A 16,278-nucleotide genomic window follows, 5' to 3' on the forward strand; every position below is an offset into this window, starting at 1 on the left:
TGCATTTCAAATGTGGGAGCGGGCTTGCTCGCGAAGGCCGAAGGCCGGGATGTCAGCGTTTGACGGCTGTCGGCTTGTGCATCTCAGCCCGCTTACTCAGCAAATCAAACACCGCCGGATACGCCGGCCGTTCGATGTACCGTCCGGCGCCGCGCTCGGCGCGCAGGTCGCCATCGGCCCAGACCAATCGGCCCTGGCTGACGGTATGGCTCGGCACGCCGCGCACGGTCTTGCCTTCGAAGATGTTGAAATCCACCTGCTGATGGTGGGTCTTGGCAGAAATGGTGCGCGTGCCTTGCGGATCCCACAGCACCAGGTCGGCATCGGCACCGACGCGAATCGCACCTTTACGCGGATAGAGATTGAAGATTTTCGCGGTGTTGGTTGAGGTGAGCGCAACGAAATCCTGCATCGATAAACGACCGGAATTAACGCCCTCATCCCAAAGCACCGCCATGCGATCTTCGATACCCGCCGTGCCGTTAGGAATTTTGCTGAAGTCATCACGACCCGCCGCTTTTTGCTCGGCACAGAAGCAGCAATGATCCGTTGCAGTGGTGTGCAGATTGCCGTTCTGCAGCCCGTGCCACAGCGCCTCTTGATGACCGCGCGGACGGAACGGCGGGCTCATCACGTAACCCGCAGCAGTCTGCCAGTCCGGGTGTTGGTAGACGCTATCGTCGAGCAGCAAATGCCCGGCGAGCACTTCGCCGTACACGGGCTGACCCTTGCTGCGCGCATAGGTGATTTCGTCGAGGGCTTCCTTGGTCGAGACGTGCACCAGATACAACGGCGTGCCAATGGTTTCAGCGATACGAATCGCCCGGCTCGCCGCTTCCCCTTCAACCTGCGAAGGCCGCGACAGCGGATGCGCCTCCGGCCCGGTGATGCCTTGGGCCATCAACTTGCGTTGCAGGTGATAGACCAGCTCGCCGTTTTCCGCGTGCACGGTCGGTACCGCACCGAGCTCCAGACAACGCTCGAAACTCGCCACCAGCGTGTCGTCGGCGGCCATGATCGCGTTCTTGTAGGCCATGAAATGTTTGAAGCTGTTGATGCCGTGATGGCTGACCAGTTCGGCCATCTCTTCGCGCACCTGCTCGCTCCACCAAGTGATCGCGACGTGGAAGCCATAGTCGGACGCGGACTTCTCCGCCCAGCCGCGCCACTGATGAAACGCTTCCATCAACGACTGCTGCGGATTGGGAATGACGAAGTCGATGATCGACGTTGTGCCGCCGGCCAGACCGGCCGCCGTGCCGCTGTAGAAATCCTCGCTGGCGACGGTGCCCATAAATGGAAGTTGCATGTGTGTGTGCGGATCGATGCCGCCTGGCATCAGGTATTGGCCGCTGCCGTCGAGCACTTCGGCGCCGGCGGGAATATCAAGGTTTTCACCGATGGCTTTGATCACGCCGTCGGCGCAATAGACGTCGGCGCGATAACTTTCATCATGGGTAACAACGGTGGCGCCACGGATCAACAGAGACATTCCGAGTTCCTCGCAGGCATGACCGACTTGTGCCGGTTCTAAATGTTTTATTGATGTACAGCAGTGCAGGGTGTATTCCTGTCAGAGCTGTCAGGAATAGAAACTAGTCGTGAATTTGCAATAGAGCAAGAATATTTTTTATAAGCTTATGTCTGTTTTAACTCTATGAAAAATAAAGATAAAAAGTGTAAATCACCAAAATGGTGAGGCGGCTCACCATTTTGACGCACTTGACAGGATGGAAATATGAGCAAGATTTCCTATGTGAAATCAGCCGCTTGAAGTTGAGCTGCGGTTGCACGTTCTTAATGAAAATAAATGCAGTGCACCAGTTTGAGTCCTGTCTGTTCGGACAACTTGCCAAGTGTTTAGCCTGAGCACCCAGACAAGTTTCCGCGAACTCATCAGGTGAATAATTAAAACTGATAAATATCAGAAAGTTGCAATACGTTTGAAGCACGGCCCTAGCGCCAAGCGGTTCACCCGGCACGTTTATTGATGCCGCCGCTGACACCATGGCCGGCGCACGAAAGTTGTCAGTTCCTCCGGCCATCGTCCGGCTCGCGCCTTGTGTGCAAGCCGCCTGATGAGCAAAAAAATAATCAGAAGAACAGTGGAGCGGCCATGCAACAGAACAGATCGCAAGTGACCGAGCGCGACGGCTTGTTCGAACTCGAAGCCGGCAGCGACGTCCTCGACAGTCCCCGTTACAACCACGATATGGCACCGACCAAGGTGCGCGAACGAACCTGGAACAAATGGCACATCACCGCGTTGTGGGTCGGCATGTCGATCTGCGTGCCGACCTACACCCTCGGCGGCGTGCTGACGGCGTACTTCGGCTTGAGTGTGGGCGAAGCGCTGCTGGCGATTCTGTTCGCCAATATCATCGTGTTGATTCCGCTGACGCTGAACGCCTTTCCCGGCACCAAATACGGCATTCCGTTTCCCGTGTTACTGCGCTCGTCGTTCGGCATTCTCGGCTCCAACGTGCCCTGTTTGATTCGCGCGCTGGTGGCGTGCGGCTGGTTCGGCATTCAGACGATGTTTGGCGGTTTGGCGATTCATCTGTTTCTTGGCTCGATTTTCGACGGCTGGAAATCCCTTGGCGGAACGGGGGAGGTGATCGGCTTCATGGTGTTCTGGGCGCTGAACCTGTGGGTGGTGATTCGCGGCGCCGAGTCGATCAAGTGGCTGGAAACCTTGTCCGCGCCGTTGCTGGTGGCGGTCGGCATCGGCTTGCTGGTATGGGCGATGCCCAATGTCTCGATGACCGAACTGCTGGCGATCCCGCCGAAGCGTCCGGAAGGCGCCAGTGTGGTGAGTTACTTCGCCGCCGGGCTGACGGCAATGGTGGGTTTCTGGGCGACGTTATCGCTGAACATTCCGGACTTCAGTCGTTACGCCAAGAGCCAGAAAGATCAAATCCTCGGGCAGATTTTCGGCCTGCCACTGACCATGTTTTTGTTCGCCTCGCTGGGCGTAATCATGACCGCAGCGTCGGTGAAACTGGTCGGCGTGACGGTGTCTGATCCGGTGACTTTGATCGGCCATATCCAGAGCCCGGTGTGGGTCGCGGTAGCGATGGCATTGATCATCATCGCCACACTGTCGACCAACACCGCCGCGAACATTGTCTCGCCGACCAACGATTTTCAGAACATCGCGCCCAAGGTGATCAACCGCACCAAAGCGGTGTTGCTGACCGGGTTGGTCGGGCTGTTGTTGATGGGGCATGAGCTGCTGAAAAAGCTTGGTTTGATCGTTTCCGATGTGAGCCTCGAGACCGTGTATTCCAACTGGTTGCTGGGTTATTCGAGCCTGCTCGGGCCGATTGCCGGGATCATGGTGGTGGACTATTTCCTGATCAAGAAACAGCAACTGGATCTGGCCGGGTTGTACCGCGATGACGTGTATCCGGCGTGGAACCGGGCCGGGTTTCTCGCGTTTGGTGTGCCGGTGGTGCTGACCTTGTTGTCGCTGGGTAGCGACGCGTTCAGCTGGTTTTACAGCTATGGCTGGTTCACCGGCTCGGCGTTGGGCGGGATTATTTATTACGGGTTGTGCGTGATGCGGGCGCAGCCTTCTGCCGTGAAAACAGCGGTGTAAGTCATGATCATTCCCACGCTCTGCGTGGGAATGCAGCCCGGGACGCTCTGCGTCCCAACAGCGGACGCAGAGCGTCCATGGATGAGTTCCCACGCAGAGCGTGGGAACTATCGGCATCAACACTGAGGAGATCCCCATGAACGCAGCCGTAGACGTTCTGCAATCAACCCATCAGCACATCAACCGCGATCGCCTCTGGGCCTCGCTCATGGCGCTGGCCAAGCTCGGCGCCACGGTCAAGGGCGGGGTCTGTCGCCTGGCCCTGACCGACCTCGACCGCCAGGCCCGCGACCTGTTCGTGCAATGGTGCAAGGACGCCGGGTGCAGCGTCACGGTCGATGCCGTCGGCAACATCTTTGCCCGCCGGCCGGGGCGCAATCCCGACCTGCCGCCAGTGATGACCGGCAGCCACATCGACACGCAACCCACCGGTGGCAAGTTCGACGGCTGCTTCGGTGTGCTCGCTGGCGTCGAGGTTCTGCGCACACTCAACGACCTCGGCGTGGAAACCGAAGCGCCGCTGGAAGTGGTGGTCTGGACCAACGAAGAAGGCTCACGCTTCGCGCCATGCATGATGGGCTCCGGCGTGTTCGCCGAAAAATTCACCCTCGAAGAAACGCTGGCCAAGGTCGATGCCGAGGGCATCACGGTCGGCGAAGCACTCAATGCGATCGGCTACGCCGGCCCGCGCAAAGTCAGCGGACATAAAGTCGGCGCCTATTTCGAAGCACACATCGAGCAAGGCCCGATCCTTGAAGACGAACAGAAAACCATCGGCGTGGTGCTCGGTGCGTTGGGGCAGAAGTGGTTCGATCTGAAACTGCGCGGCGTCGAGGCCCACGCCGGCCCAACACCGATGCACCTGCGCAAAGATGCACTGGTCGGCGCCTCGGTCATCGTCGGCGCCGTCAACCGCGCCGCCCTCGGCCATCAACCGCACGCCTGCGGCACGGTCGGCTGCCTGCAAGCCTATCCCGGCTCGCGCAACGTCATTCCCGGCGAAGTGCGCATGACCCTCGATTTCCGGCATCTGGAACCGGCACGGCTGAATTCGATGATTGCTGAAGTGAAGCAGGTCATCGAAGCGACTTGTGAGGAACATTGCCTGACTTATGAACTGACCCCAACCGCCGACTTCCCGCCGCTGTACTTCGAAAAAGGTTGCGTGGAGGCGGTACGCGGCGCGGCCAAGGGCTTGGGCCTGTCGCACATGGACATCGTCAGCGGCGCCGGCCACGACGCAATCTTCCTCGCCGAACTTGGGCCAGCGGGGATGATTTTTGTGCCATGCGAAGGCGGGATCAGCCACAACGAAATCGAAAACGCCGCGCCGGATGATCTGGCGGCCGGGTGCGCGGTGTTGTTGCGGGCGATGCTCGCGGCTTCGGCGGCGGTGGCAGCAGGTAAAGCCGCCGCATAAACATCAACAGATCGCAGCCCTGTGTAGGAGCTGCCGCAGGCTGCGATCTTTTCCTGTCACCCGAATGTCATGAAAATGTGCGACGTTGCCGCCCATGAAAATCATCACCTCCGGCGCGTCCTATCTGGACATCGACGCCTACGCCTGCTGCATCGCCTACGCCGAATTACTCAATCTGCAAGGCATCCCCGCCCGCGCCGTCAGCAGCGCAAAACCCAACGCCAGCGTCTCGAAAACCGTGCTTGATTGGGGTCGCGCCTTTCAAACGCATGAATCATTGCTGACTGACGAATTCATCTTGGTCGACGTATCCGACTATCACCATTTCGATCCATTGGTCATGCTCGATCAGGTCGTGGAAGTCATCGACCATCATCCAGGTTACGAAGATTACTGGGCAAAGAAACTCGGTTCAGCCGCCGACATCCGTCCGATCGGCGCTGCGGCAACTCAGGTCTTCCAGCGTTGGCAGACCTCAGACTTGCTAGCAAAAATCAGCGAACAAAGTGCCGCACTGTTGGCCACCGCGATCCTCGACAACACCCTGAACTTCACCAGCCAGATGACCACCGCAGCGGACATCGACGCCTACGCCGAACTCGCGTTTCGGGCGAAACTCGCGACCGACTGGCCCGAGAAATACTTCCTCGAATGCCAGGCCAGCATCGAATCAGACCTTGCCAATGCCTTGGCAGCCGACCTGAAACGCCTGAAACCCGAAAGTAATCTGCCGCAAGTCTTCGCACAAATGACCGTGTGGGATGCCGATGCGTTGCTGCAAAAGCATCGGCCAGCGATCAGCCAGTGGATGGCGGAGCAGGGCGATGACTGGATGCTGAATGTCATCAGCATCCGCGACGGAAAAAGCTGCTTTCTGGCAGAACCCGTTTCGAGCCAACGCAAACTCAATCACCTGCTGACACTGGACTGGCACGCCGGCATGGCCGACCACGCACCCTCAATCCTGCGCAAGGAACTACTCAAACTGGGCCTACACACAAACCTGTAGGAGCCGAGCTTGCTCGCGAAGGCGGTGTGTCAGGCAAATCACATCTGCCTGACACACCGCCTTCGCGAGCAAGCTCAGCTCCTACAAGGGTTACGTGATTAATCCAGGGTGAGGTTTTTTGTTCGGCGATCATTGCCCTGCGGATTGCCAACATCCAGCAACCGCCTCTCCACCAACACATTCTCCAGCGCCTGACGCTCGAACGGCGCCATTTGGTGTTCGCGCTTTTTCAGCTCCAGCAGAATGGGGCTGGACCAGGTGCGATAGGTCTGTTCGATCGTGCGACGCGACGTCATCAGTCTCTCCTTGATCAAGAGCCCAGGGGCTCAGTCCGATGAGGGAGTAACGTTAGACGACAAACCCGGAAGGCGCGAATACGACGACCCCGTGTAGGAGCTGCCGAAGGCTGCGATCTTTTGACTTGGTTTTTTAAAGACAAGATCAAAAGATCGCAGCCTTCGGCAGCTCCTACACGGGTTCGAGGGTCAGTCTTCTACGTTCATCAGTTGTTGCACGCCTTCCCACGCTTCGGCGCGCATGCGTTCGATGTCCAGGCCCGGGATTACGCCGTTGTCGACCACAATCCGGCCGCCGACCAGGCTGTATTTCACCGTGATCGGTTCACCCGCAACCACTGGCGCGACGGCGCTGTCGTGGAAGCCGTAGAACCGTGGGTGGTCGAGGCTGTAGACGACCAGATCCGCCGCTTGCCCGACTTCCAAAGTGCCAACCGCGCCGAGCCCCAACACCTGTGCGCCACCCGCCGTGCCCCAGTGAATGACGTCTTCAGCGGTGGTCGCCGAGGCGCCTTGTTCGGCGCGGTGGATCAGCCACGCGGTGTTGGCCTCACCGACCATGCTCCCGGATTCATTCGACGCGACGCCATCCACGCCCAGGGAAATCGGCACACCTGCCTCGTACATCTGCGGCACTGGCGCGACGCCGCTGCCCAGCCGCGCATTGCTCACCGGGCAGTGGGAGATGCCGGTGCCGGTCTGCGCGAGCATGCGGATTTCGCCCGGTTGCAGGTGTACGGCGTGGGCGAACCAAACGTCGGGGCCGAGCCATTCGTGTTCGGCGACGAATTCCACCGGCAGGCAGTTGTATTTTTCGCGGCAGAAATTCACGTAGTTCTGCGTTTCCGACAGGTGCGTATGCAGGCGCAAACCGAGGCCGCGTGCGGTGTGGGCGAGTTCGCGCAGCAGCGTTGGCGGCAGCGAGAACGTTGGCGTGGTTGGCGCGACAACCACGCGGCGCATCGCGTCCGGGGTGTCCTGGTGGTACAGCGATTTCAGCCGTTCGATATCGCCAACCATTTGCTCAAGGCTCTCCGGTTGCAGCGCGGTTTTCGAGAAGCCCGGATGTGCGCTCGCCGATTCCAGCGCGCCGCCACGGCACAGCACAAAGCGCAGGCCAAACTCATCGGCCATGTCGAACAGCAAGTCGCCGGTCTCGGTGCTGCCGTGAGCGTGGTAGAGGTAGTGGTGATCGGCGCAGGTGGTGACGCCGGACAGCAGCAATTCGACCATGCCCAGTCGTGCAGCAATCCGCGCCAGTTGCGGGGTAAAGCGGTTGAGGCGCGGGTAGGGCACGCTGGCCAGCCAGCCTTGCAGATCCTGATTCAAGCCTTCGGGCACGGCTTTGAGCAGGTTCTGGAACAGGTGATGGTGGGTGTTGATCCAGCCGGGATAGACCACGCAGTTGCGCGCGTCGATCAGCCGTTCGCCGGGTTGTGGTTCAAGGTTCGCGGCCATTTCGGCGATGCGACCGTTGACCACGCGGATGTCCACGGCCCCGGCCCGCGCGCGAGGGCCGCGCAGGCCGGTCATCACCGCGACCGGGTTTTTGATCAGGATGTTCTGAAGTTGAGTCATGGGCAGCTCCAAACTAAAGGATGTGCGAGGCGGATTTGCTGGCGGTGGTTTCCGCCACGCTGACGCCATTCAGCGCGGCGTTGAGCAGCACCGACACCAGGCAAGCGATAACCACGCTGCTGTGCAGGAACGGCTGCGACCACTCGGGGAGTTGTTTGAACAAGGTTGGCGCGAGCACCGGCACCAGCGCGGCGGCGATGGTGAATCCGACGATCAGCACGTTGTAGCGATTGCGCTCGTAATCGACTTTGGCGAGGGTCTGAATGCCCGCCGCCGCAACAACGCCGAACATCGCAATGCCAGCGCCACCGAGGGCGGCGGTCGGCATCGAAGCGATGATCGCGCCGGCCTTCGGCACCAAGGCAATCGAGCACATCAGCAAGCCGCTGACCGCGACCACCCAACGGCTGCGCACGCCGGTGAGGATCACCAGGCCGACGTTTTCCATGAAGGCGATAAACGGGAACGCGGCGAACATCCCGGCGATGGTGCTGGCCAGGCCATTGGCGCGCAGACCGTTGATGACCTGTTTGTCCTCGACCGGTTTTTCGACAATGTCGCCGATGGCCACGAACAGCCCCATCGACTCGACCATCTGCACGATCATCACCACCACCATGGTCGCGATGGGGATCAGGCTGAAGGTTGGCAGGCCGAAGTAGAACGGGTAGGGCACGGTCAGCCACGGCGCATCTTCGACGCTGTGAAAACTACCCATGCCCAGGCCGTAGGCCAGACCGGCGCCAACCAGCATCCCGATCAACACCGCCATGTTGCGCAGCATCGGGCTGCCATAGCGGTTGACCAACAGGATCGTCAGCAACACCACCACCGCCACACCGAGGAACGCCGGCGCGCCGAAGTTGCTCGCGTTGCGCCCGCCGCCGACCCATTCGTAGGCAATCGGGAACAGCTGTAAACCGATCACGGTGACGATGCAACCGGTGACCACAGGCGGAAAAAAGCGCCGTAATCGACCGACGAAGGGTGCCATCAGCATGGTGAAAATCCCCGCGCCGATCACCGCCCCGCAGACCCCGGCGAACCCCACCTCCGGGTTGCTGCCGATGGCGATCACCGGGCCAACGCTGCTGAAAGCCACGCCTTGCAGAATTGGCAGGCGCACGCCGAATTTCCAGAAGCCGACGGTTTGCAGGAGGGTGGCAATGCCGGAACAGAACAGCGTGGTACTGATCAGCACCACCGTGTCGGCGTGGGACATTTTCAGGGCACTGGCGACAATCAACGGCACGGCGATGGCGCCGATGTACGAGACGGCCATGTGTTGCAGGCCGAGGGTGAGCATCTGTCGCACCGGCAAAACGCGGTCGACGGGGTGCACGGTGGATGCGGTTTTTGATGGGGATGTGGCTGACGACATGGGGAAACACCTCTGGCTGTTTTTATGCGGTAGAGAGGGGTATTCGTCTGATGCCTGCTGCAGATCCCCTGTAGGAGTGAGCCTGCTCGCGATAGCGGTGAATCAGTCACCATGATTGCTCAATGACACACCGCTATCGCGAGCAGGCTCACTCCTACAGGTTTTGTGGCATCAGTCATTCGTACACATGTGCCCGAAGCCGCCATCCACCGGCTCCGATGCCTTGTTTCAGCCTGCCAGGCAGGCGGCGAAGCCTTGGTTCAGGGCCGCGCGATCCAGGTCGCGGCCGATGAACACGATCTTGCTCGAGCGGGGCTCCGTGCCCCACGCGGTCGAGGCGCGGAATTCCACCAGGCTGTGCACGCCTTGCAGCACGTAGCGCTGGTCTTCATTGGCCACGGCGAGCACGCCTTTCATGCGATAGAGGTTGTCGGCCTGGGAGGAGCGCAGCTCGCTGATCCAGCGATGGAACGCCATCAGGTTGACCGCGCCGTCCACAGCGATGCCCACCGATGACACGCTTGGGTCGTGTTGGTGGTCCTGCTCTTCAATAGACTGCTCAGCGTGATGCTCATGGTCGTGGTGATCGTGATCGTGCTGATCCGCGCCGATTTCCATGAGCTTCTGCGTGCATTCGAACGCGCCGATGCCGAGGATCTTCGTCAGGTCGATTTGCGCGTGGGTTGAGGTCACCAGATCTGCCGTGGCGTTCAAACCGCGGATCTTGCCGCGCAGGGTTTCAACCTCTTCAGCGCTGACCAGATCGACCTTGTTGATGACGATCCGGTCGGCGCAAACGATCTGATCCACCGCCTGATTGTCGACGCCGTCGAGTTGCAGATCCTCCAGGTGCTGGGCGATGTGCTTGGCGTCGACCATGGTCACGATGGCGTCGAGTTCGACTTCATCGGCGATCGGGTCATTGATGAAAAAGCTCTGCGCCACCGGGTACGGATCGGCCAGGCCGCTGGTCTCGATAAGGATGTGGTCAAGCCGCACCGGCCGCGCGACCAGTTCGCGGACGATGCGCACCAAGTCCTCGCGAACTTCGGCGGTGCAGCACACGCAGCCGTTGACCATCTCGTAGATTTCTTCGGTTTCGGAACTGAGGACGAGGTCGCCGTCGATACCGACTTCACCGAATTCGTTTTCGATCACGGCGATTTTGCGGCCGTGGTTTTCTTTGAGGATGTAGTTGAGCAGGGTGGTTTTACCGGCACCGAGGAAACCGGTGAGGATGGTCACGGGGATTTTGGTGTTGCGGGTTGGGGCGTTGAATGGGGTGTTCATGGTGAGGCTCCTTTGATTGACCGGTGCACACTGAATTCGGGGTGATTAAATTTTTGATGTGTAACCCTTGTGGCGAGGGGATTTAGCGAAACGTCGCACCGCCCCGTTGGGCTGCGAAGCGGCCCCAAATCCTGCCACCGCGCTGTATCAGGCAGACCGCGGTTGCCGGTTTTACGACTGCTTCGCAGCCGAGCGGGGATAAATCCCCTCGCCACAGTTATTGATTTCCACAGTTGGATCCGGGTGTTCTTGCCAGCGTTGTGCGACGCCCGCATCGAGGCCGAACAGGTCGAGCACGCGGCCGAGGCTGTGGTCGACCATTTGCGCGAGGTTTTCCGGGCGGGCGTAGAACGCGGGCACCGGCGGGGCGATGATTCCGCCCATCTCGGTGACGGCGGTCATGTTGCGCAGGTGGGCGAGGGTCAGCGGGGTTTCGCGGGCCATCAACACCAGCGTGCGGCGCTCCTTGAGCGTGACGTCGGCAGCACGGCCGATCAGCCCCGAAGACGTGCCGGTGGCAATCTCCGCCAGCGTCCTCATCGAACACGGCGCCACCACCATGCCGAGGCAGCGAAACGAACCGCTGGCAATCCCGGCGGCGACGTCATCGGCGCGGTGGTAATGACTGGCCAATGCAGTGACGTCGGCGAGTTTGTAATCGGTTTCGTGAGCCATGGTCAGCAGCGCCGCGCGGCTGATGATCAGGTGGCTTTCGATGTCCAGTTCAGCGAGCAATTGCAGCAAGCGCACACCGTAGATAAACCCGGACGCGCCGCTGATGCCGACGACCATCCGTTGCCGGTTCACGATTCCAGTCCTTTGAGCAAAACCCGCGCGCGTTCGAGTACATCCTGATCCAACTGCGCCTTGATCCCGTCAAACCCGGAACCGCGAGTCGCATCCAGGCCCATCCGCGAAGTGGTGCCGTTGACAGACGACGAAGGATCGAGCGGACTGCCCGGCAAGCCATCGATGGTGAAAATATCCAGATGCGGCTGGAAGTGCGTGGCCAGCGCCCACAGCACCTGGCTGTCATCGCTGATGTCGATATCGCTGTCCACCGCGATCACCGTTTTCAGGTACGGATCCCAGCCGAGCAACGCCAGCATGATCTGCCGCGCCTCGCCGTCGCGGCTCTGATCCAGCGCCACGTAGCAGTGAAAATGCGTGCCGGAATTCGGATAATGCACGGCGGTGACAGCGGGGAAACGTGCCTTGAGTTTTTCGCTCATCTCCGCTTCGCGCGGCAGGCGGGCGAGGGTCAAATGCTCGGCGTAGCGGCCACCCATCACGTCGACTAGCCAGGCGTCTTTGCGCTTTAACAGGGTGTCGACGCGCAGCACATTGTTGGTCGAGCGATCCGAGGAATAACCGCTGAATTCACCGAACGGGCCTTCCTCGGCGTAGGCTGCCGGGTCAATCGCGCCTTCCAGAACAAACTCGGCATACGCTGGTACACCGATGCCGTAGCGTGGAGTTTTCACCAGTTCCAGCGGCGCACCAAACAGCCCGCCAGCGACGGCGCGTTCATCGGCGCCATAGGGCAAGCGTGCAGCGGCGGCGAGCATGAACAGTGGGTGCGCGCCAACCACCATGGCCACACGCAATTCTTCGCCACGTTCGCGCGCGGTTTGCAGCATCCGCCACAGGTGGCCGCGTGAATGCAGGCTGGTGGCGAGGGCCTGGCGGGCGTGGCGCATCGAGCGGTGATAGCTCATGTTGGCGATGCCGGTCAGCGGGTCTTCGGCAACGATGATCGCGTTGGTGATGTACGGGCCCCGATCGCTGTCGAAATGCTTGAGCATCGGCAGCAGCGCCAGATCCAGCGCTTCGCCTTCGAAGACTTCATCGAGAATCGGGCCGCTTTCCACATAGCGCGGGGCGATGGGTTGGTTGGCGCGGGTTTGAAAGGTTTCGTGCAGTTGCGCCGGGGTGACGCCGAACAGCCGAGCAATGCGGGTTCGGGAGGCGAACAGATTGGTCGCCACCGGCACGCCGAGGTGGCCGACGTTTTCGCAGATCAGCAGCGGATCGCGGCCTTGGGCGGCGAGGGCATCGACCAGGGCGGTGACGTCCTGATCGGCAGAAATCGGTTGAGTGACGGTCAGCACATCGTCCGGGTACTCACGGCGATAGGCGTCGATGAACACGTGAAAGTCCTGAGAATCGCCGAGCGTCGAACGGGTCATGGTGTCACCTCGTAAAAAGCAGGCACGCAGGGGTGAGAGGGCGTTCGCGCGGCCAGCCGTTGGCCTGCCGGTCGAACGAACGCCGGGTCATCTTCGTGCCTGTAAAGTCGCTGTGTGCTCTGTGTACAGATCCCTTGTGGCGAGGGCCTTTGTGGCGAGGGGATTTATCCCCGTTGGGCTGCGAAGCGGCCCCAAATCCTGCCACCGCGCTGCATCAGGCAGACCGCGGTTGCCGGTTTTACGACTGCTTCGCAGCCGAACGGGGATAAATCCCCTCACCACAGGAAACTCCATTCCCACATTGGGTTGTGTGTATCTACAAGTACGTGGTGGTCAGGCGTATGTCGGCCTCGGCCAGATCCTTCGGCGGTGGCGTCGGTTCGATCCCGCACAACCTTGCGATGTTGTTGCCCAGGTAGTCTTCGAGATGATCCTCATCAATCCCCAAGCCTTGCGGTGCCGGCGAGCACAACACTTCCAGTTCCCTCAGCCACATCCCCGGCTCATTCGGCGGTGAGTCCGTGCCGAACACGATCTTGTTGCGAGGCAGTTCCTTGGCGAATTCGACGATCCGCGACTGGAAGCACCAGCCCGATTCGCAGTACACATTCGGCGTGTCCATCGCCATCCAGAACGCTTCGAACGAGTAGTTGCCGCCGGTCTGGATACCGAAGTGACCGATGATGAAATTGACCATCGGGAACTCGCGAATGATCGGGTAGAACATCGTCGGGATCGTGTACGGGCCGTCGCCGGTGTGGATCAGCACGACGATGTTGTACTTGGCGCAGACCTTCATCGCCGGACGCAGCCAGTCGAGTGCGCGATCCGGGCGATAGCCGTGCATGTTGGCGTGCAGTTTGAGCATCTTGAAGCCGTATTCCTTGATGTGGAATTCCAGCTCCGCCGCACCGTTTTCCGGTCCCCAGCGCGGGTTGAAGTTGAAGTTGCCGATGAAGCGATCCGGGTACTTCATGCACAGTTCGGCGATGTACGACATGTAGTCGCGTACGCCTTCGCGGCCCCGGCGGTTGCCGTCACGATAACCGGTGTTGCCCGGTGGCGGCTGGATGAAACCCATGTCGATGCGGCGTGGTTTGCCGTTGATCATGTACGGGCCGTCCATCAGTTTGAGCATGCGCTCGCCGGTGAACGGTTCGCCGGTGTGGCGCCAGGCCTCGTCGACCAGATTTGTTGGGTGCAGATGGGTGTCGATGATCATCGGTTCAGCTCCTGGCCAGTTGAGTGGTGACGGGGCGCTTGAGTTGCGCCTCTGCTTCGGAAACGGAACGGGGTGGCGGGGTCGGTTCGAGGCCGATCATCCGCGCGGTGTTGTTGCCCAAGTAGTCTTCGAGGGTGTCCTCGTCGAGGTTCAGACCCTGCGGCGGCTCGTGGCAGAGCACTTCGAGCAGGCGCAGCCACATGCCCGGTTCGTTCGGTGGCGTGTCGGTGCCGAAGAGGATCTTGTGCGTCGGCAAGACCTTGGCGAATTCGACGATCCGCGATTGCAGGCACCAGCCGGATTCGCAGTAGACGTTGGGCAATTCCATCGCCCATTGCATCGGTTCGAACACGTAGACGCCACCGGTCTGCACGCCGAAGTGGGCCATGATGAAATTGACGTTGGGGAACTCCTTGATCATCGGCACCCATTCCGACGGGATGCTGTAAGGGCCGTCGCCGGTGTGCAGCTTGACCGGAATGCCCAGCTCGGCGCACTTCTCGAAGCATGGGCGCACCCAGTCGAGCGCACGGTCAGGACGGTAGGCGTGCATGTTGGCTTGCATCTGCACCATGCCGAAACCGTGTTCCTTGACGTAGCGCTCTATCGCCTCGACGCCGTTTTCCACGCCGCAGCGCGGGTTGTAGACGAAGCAGCCGATGAAACGATCCGGGTAGGTCTGCACCATTTTCAGGGTGTAGGCCATGTAGGCATCGATGGATTCACGGCCGGTCAGGTCGCCGTCGGTCCAGGTGTAAATCGTGTTGCCTTGCGGCGGCTGGATGAAGGCTTTGTCAATGCGGCGAGGCTTGCCGTTGACCATGTACGGGCCATCCATCATCTCCAGCAGACGCTCGCCGGTGAACGGGTCACCGTCATGCCTCCAGGCGAGGTCCACCAGATCGGTGGGATAGCAGCTGATATCGATGATCATTGCAGTCGATCTCCTGATAGCGGGGAAGGGAGCCTTGCGGCTCTCGGCATCCACGTCCCGGGCAATCGGCCGTTTCTATGCGCAAGACTCGCGCATTCCCTCGCCTGTTCGCATCCGGCCCGGGTGGGTGGCTGCTGAGGGCGAGTATTGGAAAGGGGGGAGGGGTTCGTACAATATTAATTGGGCGGGGTGGTGATATGCGTTCGATATGGGCCTTGTAGCAAAATCAAAAGATCGCAGCCTTCGGCAGCTCCTACGGGGATCGGTGTAGGAGCTGCCGCAGGCTGCGATCTTTTGATCTTCGGTAATTGTGCTCGCCTCTTCGCGAGCAGGCTCGCTCCCACAGGGGAGCGCATTCCAATTGTAGGAGTGAGCCTGCTCGCGATAGCGTCAAAATTGTGTACGCAAAGCCAACAGTTTGATCGCCTCAACCACCGGCGCCACACGCTCCGCCTGCCCATGCGGCCACACCGCGTAAAGGTTGTAATGCGCCGCAATCTGCGCCTCGTTCAACGCCACCAACCGCCCACTGCGCAACGCATCCGCCGCGAGCAATCCACGCACCAACCCTGCACCAACGCCAGCCTCGGCAGCGGCGATCAGGTTGGCTGCATTATCAAAAATCACCCGCGCCGGCGGCTCGGTCGGGGTCATTCCGGCCGCATCCAGCCACGGAATCCACGACCTTCGCGTATACCCCAACAACGGCAACTCCAAAATCTGCGCCGGGGTCAACGGCACCTGTAACCCATAGCGTTCCAGCAAATCCGGCGAAGCCACCGCCAACACCCGATCGCCACAAATCTGCGTCATCTCGCAGTCGTCCCAATCGCCATAGCCATAGCGCAACGCCAGATCGACCCGCTCAAACGTGCTGCGATCACTGCGCGGCATCGACAGCAACGTCACCTCGTAATCCGGCAGCCCATCGAGCAACTGCGGCAGGCGCGGATTGAGCCAGCTCTGCGCCAGTTCGCTGTCGACATCAAGCGTCAACCGTTGCGCGACGCTGCGGTTCTTAACCGAAGAGATCGCCCGGTCAATCTGCGCCAGACCGTCCGACAACACACTGGCAAACAACTGCCCGGCGTCGGTCAGGTTGCTGCCGCCGCCTTCACGCACGAACAGCGGCTGGCCGATGAAATCCTCCAGCGCACGAATCTGCTGGCTGATCGCACTGTGGGTCAGATCCAGTTTGCGCGCAGCACTGGAGAAACTGCCGCTGCGCGCGGCGTGGATAAACGCGCTCATGGACTGCACCGACGGGTATCGCTTGTACATGTTGTTAGTCCTGCTTACAGCGGTTGGCAGAAATCGTCGCTGGCCGCGTGTTGCTCAGGGTTCCAATAATCGGTGAC

The 16,278-nt window shown here is 60.4% G+C and carries 13 protein-coding genes; 3 read left to right on the forward strand and 10 right to left on the reverse strand.

What is annotated here, in order from left to right; translation table 11 throughout:
• Positions 1–52: 52 nt before the first annotated feature.
• Positions 53–1,492, reverse strand: coding sequence for a dihydropyrimidinase (hydA, locus tag ACP3TY_RS09095; RefSeq protein ID WP_282356539.1), 1,440 nt, complete (start codon positions 1,490–1,492; stop codon positions 53–55).
• A gap of 624 nt (positions 1,493–2,116) precedes the next feature.
• Here hydA and ACP3TY_RS09100 point away from each other — a divergent pair.
• From ACP3TY_RS09100 to ACP3TY_RS09110, 3 genes are all read left to right on the forward strand, one after another.
• Positions 2,117–3,601: an NCS1 family nucleobase:cation symporter-1 gene (locus ACP3TY_RS09100; protein WP_159814675.1), complete on the forward strand. Its 1,485-nt coding sequence runs from the start codon at positions 2,117–2,119 to the stop codon at positions 3,599–3,601.
• Between the two features lie 136 nt (positions 3,602–3,737).
• Positions 3,738–5,021, forward strand: coding sequence for a Zn-dependent hydrolase (locus ACP3TY_RS09105; RefSeq protein ID WP_426619774.1), 1,284 nt, complete (start codon positions 3,738–3,740; stop codon positions 5,019–5,021).
• A 94-nt stretch (positions 5,022–5,115) separates the two neighbouring features.
• On the forward strand, positions 5,116–6,030 hold the full coding sequence (locus tag ACP3TY_RS09110; RefSeq protein WP_426619775.1) for a DHH family phosphoesterase: 915 nt from the start codon (positions 5,116–5,118) through the stop codon (positions 6,028–6,030).
• Between the two features lie 98 nt (positions 6,031–6,128).
• Here the strand turns inward: ACP3TY_RS09110 and ACP3TY_RS09115 are convergent, their stop codons facing one another.
• The 9 genes from ACP3TY_RS09115 to ACP3TY_RS09155 all read right to left on the reverse strand — a co-directional run bounded on the left by ACP3TY_RS09115 (position 6,129) and on the right by ACP3TY_RS09155 (position 16,201).
• Positions 6,129–6,326 carry a hypothetical protein gene (locus tag ACP3TY_RS09115; RefSeq protein ID WP_159814672.1) on the reverse strand — a complete coding sequence of 66 codons (198 nt, stop codon included), beginning with the start codon at positions 6,324–6,326 and terminating at the stop codon, positions 6,129–6,131.
• Between the two features lie 189 nt (positions 6,327–6,515).
• Entirely contained in the window at positions 6,516–7,904 is a 1,389-nt protein-coding gene (locus tag ACP3TY_RS09120; protein ID WP_426619776.1) for an amidohydrolase family protein, read from the reverse strand.
• Between the two features lie 13 nt (positions 7,905–7,917).
• Positions 7,918–9,285 (reverse strand): nucleobase:cation symporter-2 family protein, encoded by a 1,368-nt coding sequence (locus ACP3TY_RS09125; protein WP_426619777.1) that lies wholly within the window; start codon positions 9,283–9,285, stop codon positions 7,918–7,920.
• 228 nt (positions 9,286–9,513) lie between these two features.
• The gene (locus tag ACP3TY_RS09130) at positions 9,514–10,575 is read right to left on the reverse strand and encodes a CobW family GTP-binding protein (RefSeq protein ID WP_212544619.1); all 1,062 of its coding nucleotides are present in this window, start codon (positions 10,573–10,575) and stop codon (positions 9,514–9,516) included.
• A 171-nt stretch (positions 10,576–10,746) separates the two neighbouring features.
• Positions 10,747–11,367, reverse strand: coding sequence for a UbiX family flavin prenyltransferase (locus ACP3TY_RS09135; RefSeq protein ID WP_426620445.1), 621 nt, complete (start codon positions 11,365–11,367; stop codon positions 10,747–10,749).
• Positions 11,368–11,378: 11 nt separating this feature from the next.
• Positions 11,379–12,764, reverse strand: coding sequence for a UbiD family decarboxylase (locus tag ACP3TY_RS09140; protein ID WP_426619778.1), 1,386 nt, complete (start codon positions 12,762–12,764; stop codon positions 11,379–11,381).
• Positions 12,765–13,080: 316 nt separating this feature from the next.
• On the reverse strand, positions 13,081–13,986 hold the full coding sequence (locus tag ACP3TY_RS09145) for an amidohydrolase family protein (protein ID WP_008081961.1): 906 nt from the start codon (positions 13,984–13,986) through the stop codon (positions 13,081–13,083).
• Between the two features lie 4 nt (positions 13,987–13,990).
• Entirely contained in the window at positions 13,991–14,920 is a 930-nt protein-coding gene (locus ACP3TY_RS09150; RefSeq protein WP_008081962.1) for an amidohydrolase family protein, read from the reverse strand.
• Between the two features lie 390 nt (positions 14,921–15,310).
• Positions 15,311–16,201, reverse strand: coding sequence for a LysR substrate-binding domain-containing protein (locus ACP3TY_RS09155; protein WP_400647331.1), 891 nt, complete (start codon positions 16,199–16,201; stop codon positions 15,311–15,313).
• Between the last annotated feature and the right edge of the window lie 77 nt (positions 16,202–16,278).

The sequence above is a fragment of the Pseudomonas rustica genome (assembly GCF_049959085.1).
GTDB lineage: Bacteria > Pseudomonadota > Gammaproteobacteria > Pseudomonadales > Pseudomonadaceae > Aquipseudomonas > Aquipseudomonas rustica.